At 64.2% G+C, this 11,860-nt stretch carries 8 protein-coding genes; 3 read left to right on the plus strand and 5 right to left on the minus strand.

Annotated features, from left to right (window positions below; genetic code table 11):
• Window positions 1–592 precede the first annotated feature (592 nt).
• Together QQZ18_RS06960 and QQZ18_RS06965 are read left to right on the plus strand one after the other, a co-directional pair.
• Window positions 593–892 carry a helix-turn-helix domain-containing protein gene (locus tag QQZ18_RS06960; RefSeq protein ID WP_284539431.1) on the plus strand — a complete coding sequence of 100 codons (300 nt, stop codon included), beginning with the start codon at window positions 593–595 and terminating at the stop codon, window positions 890–892.
• Window positions 889–2,139 (plus strand): type II toxin-antitoxin system HipA family toxin, encoded by a 1,251-nt coding sequence (locus tag QQZ18_RS06965; protein ID WP_284539433.1) that lies wholly within the window; start codon window positions 889–891, stop codon window positions 2,137–2,139. Before QQZ18_RS06960 ends, QQZ18_RS06965 begins: the two co-directional genes overlap by 4 nt.
• A gap of 608 nt (window positions 2,140–2,747) precedes the next feature.
• Here QQZ18_RS06965 and QQZ18_RS06970 read toward each other — a convergent pair.
• From QQZ18_RS06970 to QQZ18_RS06990, 5 genes are all read right to left on the minus strand, one after another.
• Window positions 2,748–3,809 (minus strand): ABC transporter ATP-binding protein, encoded by a 1,062-nt coding sequence (locus QQZ18_RS06970; RefSeq protein WP_284539435.1) that lies wholly within the window; start codon window positions 3,807–3,809, stop codon window positions 2,748–2,750.
• Window positions 3,810–3,813: 4 nt separating this feature from the next.
• Complete coding sequence (locus QQZ18_RS06975) at window positions 3,814–4,647, minus strand: carbohydrate ABC transporter permease (protein ID WP_284539437.1); 834 nt, start codon at window positions 4,645–4,647, stop codon at window positions 3,814–3,816.
• Window positions 4,647–5,516 (minus strand): carbohydrate ABC transporter permease, encoded by an 870-nt coding sequence (locus QQZ18_RS06980; protein ID WP_284539440.1) that lies wholly within the window; start codon window positions 5,514–5,516, stop codon window positions 4,647–4,649. The genes QQZ18_RS06975 and QQZ18_RS06980 overlap by 1 nt, the downstream gene beginning before the upstream one ends.
• Window positions 5,517–5,571: 55 nt before the next feature.
• Window positions 5,572–6,891, minus strand: coding sequence for an ABC transporter substrate-binding protein (locus QQZ18_RS06985; protein WP_284539442.1), 1,320 nt, complete (start codon window positions 6,889–6,891; stop codon window positions 5,572–5,574).
• A 134-nt stretch (window positions 6,892–7,025) separates the two neighbouring features.
• On the minus strand, window positions 7,026–8,006 hold the full coding sequence (locus QQZ18_RS06990; RefSeq protein ID WP_284539444.1) for a nucleoside hydrolase: 981 nt from the start codon (window positions 8,004–8,006) through the stop codon (window positions 7,026–7,028).
• A 346-nt stretch (window positions 8,007–8,352) separates the two neighbouring features.
• Between QQZ18_RS06990 and QQZ18_RS06995 the strand changes: the two genes are divergently transcribed.
• Complete coding sequence (locus tag QQZ18_RS06995; RefSeq protein ID WP_284539446.1) at window positions 8,353–11,712, plus strand: leucine-rich repeat domain-containing protein; 3,360 nt, start codon at window positions 8,353–8,355, stop codon at window positions 11,710–11,712.
• The last annotated feature ends 148 nt before the right edge of the window (window positions 11,713–11,860 follow it).

The raw sequence follows: 11,860 nt of genomic DNA on the forward strand, positions 1-11,860 counted from the left end.
ATGCGGTGAACGTGTTCTTCCGGAAAACTTTACCAAGCCAATGGCTCAAGTTGAGAGACTTTATATCCGATGACTTCCATATCATCGATCCGAGAAATTTCCGGGTTTTGATGTAGGCCGGGTATATATGGAACAATCGGGTAGCGCATCGCTTGTCGCTTTGTCCCCCATCAACATCAAGCTGTCCTCCTCTGCGAAGGCAGAGGACCTCGGGCAGGAAGGGGCGCGAGGTTGATATCGGGCGCCGTTGGTTTGGGGAGCGTGATATGGGCCGCAGTGCCATCTCGTCCTGAGGTCCTCGCCTTCGCGAGGATGACAGGAAATTGATATGAAACAAAGGGATAAGCGTATTGCGTGGGTGAGGGGAGCGGGTGCCTTCCATCATGGCAGGCAATGCGGTTGATGGGCTTGTGCGCGGCTTATCCCACTGAAACGTACATATAAATCTGTCATCCTGCGCTTTAGGCGCAGGACCTCGGGCAGGAAGGGGTGCGAGGTTGATATCGGTCTCCCTGCTCCGCGAACAGGCAGTGGGTTTCCCTAAATGCCATTATGGTGGCAATCGATCCGACATTCCGCTATAATCGCTAGCATGTTCGCACTTAGCCTCACCTCTCCCTCGGATATCCTCACGGGCGTCGCGGCGCGGATGAAGCGCCGCCGCCTCGACCTCGATCTAACGCAGCGCGAGCTGGCGTCGCGGTCCGGTGTGTCCTACGGGTCGCTGCGGTTGTTCGAGGAAACGGGCAAGGCGTCGTTCGAGGCGGTCGTGAAGATCGCCTTCGCGCTGGAGGCCGAGGCGGAGTTCGAGGCGCTGTTTCCGCCACGCCCGGTGAAGACGCTGGACGACGTCGTGGGCCGTCCGGCGAGGCGGAGGGCGGGCCGAAAATGAAGTTCGTCCCCGTCCGGAAAATGCAAGTTCTGCTCGACCTTGAGGGCACGCGGCGCGACCTTGGAACGCTGGCGTGGAGCGCGGAGGAGCGGCAGGCCTATTTCGAGTATGCCCCCGGCTTCGTCGCCGCGCCGCTGCCGATTTCGCCCTTCCGTCTGCCGGTCAGGGCTGGACTCACCGCCGCCGGCCCGGTCCCACGGGAGTTCGAGGGGCTGCATGGTCTGTTCAACGACAGCGTTCCCGATGGCTGGGGCCGGTTGCTGCTCGACCGGCGGCTCGCCAACATTGGCGCGAAACCCGGCGACGTGAGCCCGATCGATCGCCTGTCGGCGGTGGGCGGCAACGGCATGGGCGCGCTGGTCTTCGTGCCGGAGTTGCCGGGCGGGGAGCGCGGGCAGGACGACCTCGACTGGTTCGTCGAGCAGGTGGACCGCGTGCAGGGCGAGATGGACACCGCGGATATCGATGCCTTGCAGGCGGCGCAGGGCGGCTCGGCCGGCGCCAGACCGAAGATCATGATCGGCCTCGACAGGGGGAGGCAATCCTTCCGTCTCGACTACGGCTTCGGCTTGCCCGGTGGGTTCGAGCCCTGGCTGGTCAAGGGGCGCGCCCTCGGCGACAGGGAGGACATTGGCGTGGAAGAACACGCCTATGCCCTGATGGCGCGTGCCGCCGGGCTTTTGATGGCCGAAACGTCGGTCATCGAGACCGCGCGGGGCAATCGCCTGTTCGCGACGAAGCGTTTCGACCGAACGCCGGCTGGCCGCCTGCACATGCATACGGCCAGCGGGCTTCTCAACGCCAGCCATCGCGAGGCCGCGCTCGACTACGGCGCCCTGCACAAGCTGACCGCCGTGCTGACGCGCGACAGCCGGGACGTGGCGCGGATGTTCCGCCACATGACGTTCAATGTGCTGGCGCACAACCGCGACGACCATGCCAAGAACCACGCTTTCCTGATGGGCGCCGATGGCCGATGGACCCTCGCACCGGCCTACGACCTCACCTCGTCGGATGGTCCGGCCGGCGAACACAGCGCGGCGATTGCCGGCGAGGGGCGCCATCCCGGCCGGGAGCATCTGCTGGCTGTGGCGAAAGGCGCCTCGATCCCGGAGCGCGAGGCGCTGGGGATCGTAGATGAGGTGCGCGCGGCGATCGCCCGCTGGCCCCATTTCGCCGACGAAGCCGGCCTTGGAAAAGCGCGGACGGCGGAGTTGGATGGCAAGCTGAACGGGGCGCGGGGGTGAGGGCACCCTGTTTCATGGAGCGTGATATGGGCCGTCGAGATTTCTCGTCCCGAGGTCCTCGCCTTCGCGAGGATGACAGGAAATTGATATATAACAGGGGGATAAGCGTATTGCGTGGGTGAGGGAGCGGGTGCCTTCCATTGGGGAATGGTAATGCGTTGGATGAGCTGGTGAACGGCTTATCCAATTGAAACGTATATATAAATTGTCATCCTTGCGCAGGCGAGGACCTCGGGCAGGAAGGGGCGCGAGGTTGATATCGGGCGCCCATGTTTCATTGAGCGTGATATGGGCCGCAGTGCCATCTCGTCCTGAGGTCCTCGCCTTCGCGAGGATGACAGGAGAATTATGTATATGAAACAATCGGGTAGCGCATCGCTTGCCGCTTTGTCCCCCATCAACATCAAGCTGTCCTCCTCTGCGAAGGCAGAGGACCTCAGGCCGGAAAGGGCGAGGCAGTGATATCGGGCGCGCTGTTTTATGGAGTCCGATATGGGCCGCGACGATTTCTCGTCCTGAGGTCCCCGCCTTCGCGGGGATGACAGTTAAGTGATATGAAACAATGGGGTAGGTTGCGCTTCAGGCTTCCGCTGCCCTCGCCCTCGTCCTCATCCCCTGATCCTCAAGCTCGTTTCGGCGTCGAAGAGTTGCGTTTTGGCCGTTGGCATCGTCAGGCGGAGCGGGGTGTTGGCTTGCGCGCCCCAGCGGTCGTGGAGTTCGGCGGCGATTGTCGTGCCGGCTGACGTGAGGTGGACGAAGGTGGAGTTGCCGAGTTGCTCCGCCGTTTTCACCGTGGCTTCCAGCGGCCCCTCGCCGAGCTCGACGTTTTCGGGGCGGCAGCCGATCACCACGCGGCGGCCGGGGTGGAGGCCGGGGATGGGGGAGGGGAGGTCGACTTCGGTTCCCAGCGGGCGGAGGTGGCCGTTCGGCTGCACCTCGGCGGGGAGGAAGTTCATGCGCGGGGAGCCTAGGAAGCCGGCGACGAACAGGTTGTCGGGGTCGTCGTAGAGCTGAAGCGGGGCGCCCACCTGTTCGACGCGGCCGGCGCGCAGCACGACGATGCGGTCGGCCAGCGTCATGGCCTCCACCTGGTCGTGCGTCACGTAGATCATGGTGGCGCCGAGGCGGGCGTGCAGGGCGGACAGCTCAGCGCGCATCTGCACGCGCAGCTCGGCGTCGAGGTTGGAAAGCGGCTCGTCGAACAGGAACACCTTGGGGTCGCGGACGATGGCCCGGCCGATGGCGACGCGCTGCCGCTGGCCGCCCGAGAGCTGGGCCGGCTTGCGGTCGAGCAGTTCGGTGAGCTGGAGGAGGGCGGCGGCCTTTTCGAGCCGCTCGGCGGCTTCCGCCTTGGGCACGCGGTTGACGCGCATGCCGAAGCCCATGTTCTCGCGCACCGTCATGTGCGGGAACAGCGCGTAGGACTGGAACACCATGGCGACGCCGCGTTTGGCCGGATCGACGCGGGTGACGTCGCGGCCGCCGATCACGACCTCGCCGGCGCTGACGGTCTCCAAGCCGGCGATGAGGCGCAAGAGCGTCGACTTGCCGCAGCCGGACGGGCCGACGAAGACCACGAGCTCGCCATCGACGATCTCAAGGTCGACGCCGGAGATGATCTCGGTTGGGCCGAAGGCCTTGCGCAGGCCGCTAAGCTGAACACCGCTCATGGCGTCATCCCTTGATGCCGGAGCCGGCGAGGCCCTGGACGTAATAGCGTTGCAGCGGAATGAGCAGCAGCATGGGGATCAGCGCCGTGATGACGGCCGCCCCGAACAGCTGGTTCCACGCCGTGGTGTACTGGTCCTGGAAGGCGGCCATGCCGACCTGGATCACCTTGAACTGCTGGGCCGGCATGGCCAAGAGCGGCCACAGGAAGGCTTCCCACTGGAAGATGAACAGCATCAGCCCGGCCGATATGCAGGTGGGCAGCGAAAGCGGCACGTAGACCGACCAGAGGATGCGCAGCCAGCCGGCGCCTTCGAGGCGCGCCGCCTCGTAGTAGTCCTTCGGTACCTGCTGGAAGAACTGGTAGAACAGGAAAACGGCGAGGCCATTGGCGACCGAGGGCACCACCAGCGCGGCCACGTGGTCGATCCAGCCGAGCTGGCTGACCACCGAGTAGAGCGGCATGGCGATGGCCTCAAACGGCAGCATGAAGCTGACCACCACCACGCCGAGCACGGCGGATTTGCCGGGAAACTCGAACAGGGCGAAGGCATAGCCGGCCAGCGCGTTGACGATCAGGCCGAGCACCGTGGTCAACCCGGCGACCAGGAGCGTGTTGGCGATGATCGAGCCGAAGCCGCGCTGAAAGATCGCCACGTAGGCGTCGAGCGTGAAGGGCTCGGGCAACAGCGCGCGCGGGGTGAAGGGGAAGAGATCGCGGAAGATGGCGTCGTTGGGCCGGAAGGACGACAGGATGGCCCACCAGAGCGGAGCCACGAAGATGAAGGCCGTGACGGCGATGGCGAGATAGATCAGGGCCTTGCGGAGGGCGGGCGACATCAGCGGGCCTCCTTCGATGGCGCCGACGACAACAGGCGGAACTGGATGGCGACGATGACCAGCAGCATCGCCACCAGACAGACGACGATGGCCATGGCGCGGCCCATGTCGCCGAACACGAAGCCGGACTTGTAGGCCTCGTACATCAACACGTTGGTGGAGCCGCGCGGGCCGCCGCCGGTGAGCATGAACACCGGCGCGAACAGCAGGAAGTTGATGGTGATGTCGGCTACCAGCACGAACAGCAGCGTGGGGCGCAGCAGCGGCAGTGTGACGAGCCAGAGGCGCTGCCAGGCCGAGGCGCCCTCGAGCCGCGCCGCCTCGTTGATCTCCTGCGGGATGTTCTGCAAGCCGCCGACCAGGAAGATCATCCAGTAGCTGATGCCCTTCCAGGTGGCGATGCCGATGATGGAATAGAGCGCGAAATCGGGGCCGGTCAGGAAGCGGTAGGGGCCGAGGCCAACGATGCCGAGGGCGCCGTTGAGGAAGCCTTCCGGCAACAGCACGATGCGCCAGATGATGACGGCGACCGGCAGCGAAATGCCGATGGGGATGAGGAACAACAGGCGGAACACCGCCATGCCCGGCAGCTTCTGGACGAACATCAAGGCCAGCGCCAGGGCGAGCGCCACCTGCAACGGATTGATGATCAGGTTGAACCAGAGCGTGACGCGCAGCGACTTCCAGAAGCCGGCGTCGGTGAGGAGGTCGGCGTAGTTGCCGAGGCCGACGAAGGTGCGCTCGCCGGCGACGGTGGTGTAGAGGCTCTCGTAGAAAGCGAGGCCGATGGGGTAGGCGCGGAAGATCGCCAGCCCCAGCAAGGCCGGCGCGAGCGTCAGGACCAGGAGGGTGACGGGCGAGCGATTCACTGCATCTCTTCCCCGAAAGCGACCGCGCCCGAAGGCGCGGCCTTTTGTTCGCGGCTTACTTGCGGTTCAGGCGCGCGGCGGCCTGATCGTAGGCGTCGACGGCGGTGCCGAGAGCTTCGTCCACCGGCACGCCGTTGGCAATGTCGGTGAAGGCGGTGCGGAAGGCATCCTGCAGCTGGCTGAAGGCGACGGTGACCGGGCGGGCCGCGGCGGTGTTGCGCGACTCCCAGGCCGACAGGCGCATGACCGAGGCGGGGAAGGCGTCGAAGGCCGGGTCGGCGTTGATCTCGTCGAGCAGGCGGTTGGTGACCGGCAGCTGGTTGAGCGTCTTGAACCAGACGTCGGTGCCCTCGTCGCTCAGCGCGGCGAACTTGGCGAAGTCGGCGGCGGCGGCCGCGTCGGGGCTGGCCTTGGTGACCGACAGGTACCAGCTGCCGGTGGGCGTTGACGCCTTGCCGTCGGCGAACTTCGGGTGCGGGGCGATGCCGAAGTTGATCGACGAGCCGGCGACGGCCGGCACGTTCCAGGTGCCGCCGACGAACATGGCGAGCTGGCCGTTGGTGAACATCTGCGCCGCCTCGCCGAAGCCGAGCGAGCGGGGGCTGACGTTGTCCTTGTTGAAGAGGTCGGACCACCAGGTGGCGGCCTTGGTCCAGGCGTCGCCGTTGAGATAGCCGTCGGCCGTTTTGGCGTCGGCCGAGATCAGCTCGCCGCCGAGCGAGCCGCCCAGCGGCTGCAGCTGGTAGAGCTCGCCGAACTGCTCGAAGGCGAAGCCCCAGGGCTTGGCCTTGCCGCCCTCGCTGCCGGAGACGGCCTTGGCCGCCTCGGCCACCTGCTCGAAGGTCCAGCGGTCGTCGGTGGCGAGCTTGACGATGGCGTCGGGCTTGGTGGCGCTGTCCTTGGTGAGGCCGTTCGGCGGGGTGATGCCGGCGGCCTTCAGGAGGTCGACGTTGTAGTAGAGCACCTGCGCCGACGAGTTCATCGGCAGCGAGTAGAGCTTGCCGTCATAGGTGCCGGTGGCGACCGAGGGGCCGACCAGCTTGTCCCTAGCCTCGTCGGCGACAGTGGCGTCGAAGGGCAGGATGTAGCCGTTGGCGGCGTAGGAGGCGACGACCGGCGCGTCGGTGTAGATCAGGTCGACGGCGGCGTCGGCCGACTTCAGCCGCATCTCCGACACCTGGAAGAACTGGTTCCACGGCAGGCTCTGGATTTCCACCTTCACGTCGGCATGCTTGGCCATGTAGGCGGCGGCGACCGCCTCCATCGAGCCCTTGTCGAGGCCCTCGATCATCAGAACGGTCAGCGTGGTTTCGGCGTGGGCGGTGGCGGTAAGCCCGATCGCCAGAGCAGTGGTCAATAACGGCAGCCGCGTCATGTTCATCTCCTCGGAAGGTTCTTATCTTGCGGTACTAGCGGTCCAACGCTTTTGTTTTTTGTAGCGGTACCAGCGATCCAACGTCTTTTTCTTATAGCGGAACGAGCGGTCCAGTTTCTTGGTTTTGCTTGTTTTTATTGTCTGTCGGCGATGCGGCGGGCAGCCTCCACCAGCGCATCGGTGACGCGCTTGGCGATGGCGGGGCGGTCGAGGTCGAGCGCCACGCCGATGCGCGGGCCGCCCTCGGGCGCCCAGGGGCGGCGGTCGGCATCGGTGGCGCCATAGTGCGGGCCGGCGGTGGTGGCCACCGTCACCGGCAGGCTTTCGATGGCGAACAGCGCGGGGTCGATCAGGAAGGCCAGCGGGCAGGTGTCGTGCAGGGCAGGGCCGGGCACGCGGCCGGCCGCCACGTCGCCGGAGCGGTCGGTGTAGAACTGAATGATGTCGGCCACCGGGTTGGCGCCGGGCACGGCGGCGCGGATGCGGGCGAGGTCGTCCCTGTCGAGCCAGGCGCGGTTGGTGACGTCGAGCCCGAACATGGTGGCCTTGATGCCGGAGGCGAGCACGATGGCGGCGGCCTCCGGATCGGCCCACAGGTTGAACTCGGCGCGCGGGGTGACGTTGCCGCCGATGAGGCCGCCCCCCATGAACACCAGCTCCTTCACCCTGCCGGCCATCTCGGGGTCGAGCGCCAGCGCCAGGGCGACGTTGGTCATCGGGCCGAGGACGACCAGCGTGATCTCGCCGGGCGCGGCGTTGACGCGGGCGAGGATCTCCAGCGCCGCGTGGCCGGGCGCCAGCGCGCGGCGCGGCGGCGGCAGCGTGGCGCCGGTGGAATCGAGCCCGGTGACGCCGTGAAAGGCGGCGGGGAACTCATAGCGATGGATCAGCGGCGCCACGGCGCCGGCATGAACGGGAATGGCGGTGCCGAGCGCATCGGCAATGGCGAGCGCGTTGGCCGAGGTGCGCGCGAGCGGCGCATTGCCGCAAACGGCGGTGATCGCCTCGATATCGAACGCGCCCGACATCACCGCCAGCGCGATGGCCGCGAAATCGTCATGGCCGGGATCGCAGTCGATGATGAGGCGGCGCCGTGTCGTCGGGGATGTGTTCATGGGGCCGAACAATGCGGCGTTTCAGGCGGCGGCAAAACCGATGGTTTGTGCGTTCGGTTGAGTTTGGCTCAAGGGTTTGGGGGGTGAACGGGAGCGCCCCTTACTGCGCCACAGAGATTTTGATGGGATGGACGGCAACCTCCTACGGCCTAAGTGAGGCGTCCCGCTCCCGGATGAACAAGACGGCACCTTGCGCCCCATTCCAGACGTTTGGACGTCCATTCGGGTATGCCGAAAGCTGTCGCTTGCTCCGGCGTTCCGCCACCTTTAATTGTGCTGAATGAACGATGGACGCTAAGTGCATGACAGTTCGTTCCTTCGTTGACGCACGAAGAACGGGATAAGCATGGGAACTGTGGACGGGATCACTTACGGCGACCCAAAATGGCGCATTGATTCAGCGGCGGCGATGGATGAGGCAGAGCGGCGGATCGCTTTGGTGCTGTCGGACCCTGCGCGGACGACGCTTTTCCTGTCCGACCTGTTCGCCTTAAGGGAACTCCCCGAGTCCCTTGCCAGATGCACTTATCTGCGAGAGCTTCGTGTCGGTGACGCTGAAGGTCCTGATGGAGTAGTTTACGACGATAGACGACGGCGTGTGCTCGCCGGTTGGGGGCGTATCGCTAGTCTAGCCGGGCTGCAGAGCCTCGACATCTCGGGGTCCACGATCAGCGATCTGGCTCCGCTGGACGGCCTGAAAGAGCTGAGGAACCTCAACTGCTCGCAAACCCAGATCAGCGATCTGGCTCCGCTGGCAGACCTGAATGAGCTGCAGAGCCTCGACTGCTCGGGGACACAGATCAGCGATCTGGCTCCGCTGGCCGGCCTGAACGAGTTGCAGAGCCTCTACTGCTCGTGGACCCAGATCAGCGATCTGGCTCCGCTGGACGGCCTGAAAGAGCTGAGGAACCTCTACTGCCGGGCGACCTCGATCAGCGATCTGGCTCCGCTGGCCGGCCTGAACGAGCTGCAGAGCCTCGACTGCTGGTGGACCGAGATCAGCGATCTGGCTCCGCTGGCCGACCTGAACGAGCTGCAAACCCTCGACTGTTCGGGGACCCAGATCAACGATCTGGCTCCGCTGGCAGGCCTGAAAGGGCTGCACAGCCTCAACTGCTGGGGGACCCAGATCGGCGATCTGGCTTCGCTGGCAGGCCTGAACGAGCTGCAAACCCTCGACTGTTCGGAGGCCCAGATCAGCGATCTGGCTCCGCTGGCTGACCTGAAAGGGCTGCACAGCCTCGACTGCTCGGAGGCCCAGATCAGCGATCTGGCTCCGCTGGCTGGCCTGAAAGGGCTGCAGAGCCTCAACTGCTCGGGGACCCAGATCAGCGATCTGGCTCCGCTGGCCGGCCTGAAAGGGCTGCAGAGCCTCGACTGCTCGCGAACCCAGATCAGCGATCTGGCTCCGCTGGCCGGCCTGAAAGGGCTGCAGAGCCTCAACTGCTCGGGGACCCAGATCAGCGATCTGGCTCCGCTGGCCGGCCTGAACGAGCTGCACAGCCTTAACTGCTCGCGGGCCCAGATCAGCGATGTTTCTTGCCTCAGTTCCTGTCTGATGTTGAGATCGCTGTCGGTGAGTGAGTGCCATCTCGATATCTTGCCAACTGCTCTCATCTGGTCCGATAGTCTTCTGAAGGTTCGCGCGTCAGGGGCGCGTTTCCCCGGCATTCCGGACGAGATTCTGTCGCAAACGGCTTCCGACAGTTGTCTGCAGGACTTGCGCGCCCATCTGACTGACCTAGGCGACGATCCGGACACCTTGGGCGATGTCAAGCTCTCTGTTTTGGGCAACGGCCGCATTGGCAAGACGCAGATTTGCAACCGCCTCCGCGATCTCCCCTTCGAGCCTGACGCAGATTCAACCCACGGAGTGGTCCTCAGCACCGCGCCGATTCCCGGAAGCGAGTTTGCTTTCAACCTGTGGGACTTCGGCGGTCAGGACATCTATCACGGCACTCACGCGCTGTTTCTCAAGTCGCGCGCCATTTTCCTGGTGGTCTGGACACCCGAGACAGACAATTACGATACGGTCAAGGATCTGGCGAGCGGCATGATCTCCCGCAACCAGAAACTCGACTGGTGGCTCGACTATGTGCGTCGCTATGCAAGTCCTCAATCGCCGCTGATTGTCGTGCAGAACCAGATCGACGTGACGCCCGACAACGGCGAACACCCCGCTGTGGTGGCGCTGCGCCAGGAGGGCAGGCAGGGCCTTTGCCGGTCGATGGGCTACAGCGCGAAGAACAAGACCGGCCATCCGACGCTGCTCGATAATCTGACGCAGGCGGTGGCGCGCTTCAATCCGCCGCTGATCGGCAAGGGGCGCAAGGCCGTGATCGCGCATCTGCGCGCGCTGCGTGCCGCGGACGAACGGCGCCCGGCGGCGGAGCGCGAGCATCGGCTGATGTCACTGGCCGACTTCGAGGCGGAGTGTTCGCGAGCCGGCGGCATCAGCAATCCGCGATTGTTCCTGAATTTTCTGAACAACGCGGGCGAAGTGTTCTGGCGCGAAGGATGTTTCGACAACAACATCATACTCGACCAAGCCTGGGTACTTGAAGCCGTCTATACCGTCTTTAATCGGGAAAAATGCGTGGCCATTTTAACGCAACAGGAGGGACGCTTCAGTTCCGATCTCCTGGATGCTTTGGTTTGGGGATCAGCGGGATATTCGCAAGACGATCAGCGACTCTTTCTGGAATTCATGGTTTCCGCTGGCATCTGTTTTGAGGTCGGCTCGTATCGGACCTCCAAATATGTCGCCCCGGATTATCTCCCGGCGGAGGACCGTGCGCGGGATATGTTCCCGTTTGACCGGGGCAATGCGCGTTGTTTGCGGTTTGACAGCTTGCCGCCGCTGCTGATGCGCAATCTGATTTCGCGTGTCGGTCGAGAGGCGCGCGACCATGCGCACTATTGGCGCAACGGCGCGGTGTATTTCGATGACAAATGGCGCAGCCGGGTGCTGATCGAGCAGTCTTGCAGTCGAGACTGGAAGGGGGAGATCTGCATCGTCGCTGAAGGGGGGGATACGCGGAAAGCGATGGATGCGGCGGTCGCTGCGGTTCTAGAGGAAGCGCGACGCCTTGGTGCCCCCTCGAAGGAGGACTGCCGAATCGATGAGGATTCTCGCATGAGCGCTGGCCCTGACCCTGCCAAACCCACCACCTACTATGTTTCCTACGCCTGGAATGACAAAACGGACCCCTCGGAAAATCTCGAGGAGGTTGTCGATGGGCTCTGCGCCGAGGCGACAAAGCGGGGCATTCATGTTCACCGCGACAAGGACGATATCAAACTGAACGGCCGCATCAGCGAATTTATGGCACGGTTGGCGCGTGGAGATCGGATCGTCGTGATCCTGAGCGATCGCTACCTCAAGTCTCGTGCCTGTATGACCGAGCTGTACGAAATCTGGCTGCAAGCAAGGGCCGAGGATGCGGTCTTTCTTGAAAAGGTGCGGATCTTCACGCATTCCGGCACCAAGATATTCACGCCAGTGGATCGGGCAAGACTCGCGAAATACTGGGCGGATTTATACGATGATGAAAAATTCGTCCTCGAATACATGGGCGCGAGCGATCGTGTAAACCATCTGGCGCTGAAGAAATTCGCTGCACATGTCGGCGATATACTGACGGTTGTCGCCGATACGCTCCATCCGAGAACACTGGATCAGCTGCTTGACTACTGCTTCGACTGACGGGAGGGACGTCTCCACTTTCTCAGGCATCCCCGCCGCGGCCTCGTCGGCGCGATTGCCGGTCGGGAGTATGTGTATCCCGATGCCCCCTGGCGTCCGGCGCGCCTGCTGGTGCGTGTTTCGAGATTTTGACGCCAAAGCCCCGGTG

Origin of the sequence: Pleomorphomonas sp. T1.2MG-36 (genome assembly GCF_950100655.1) — a bacterium.
Lineage (GTDB): Bacteria > Pseudomonadota > Alphaproteobacteria > Rhizobiales > Pleomorphomonadaceae > Pleomorphomonas.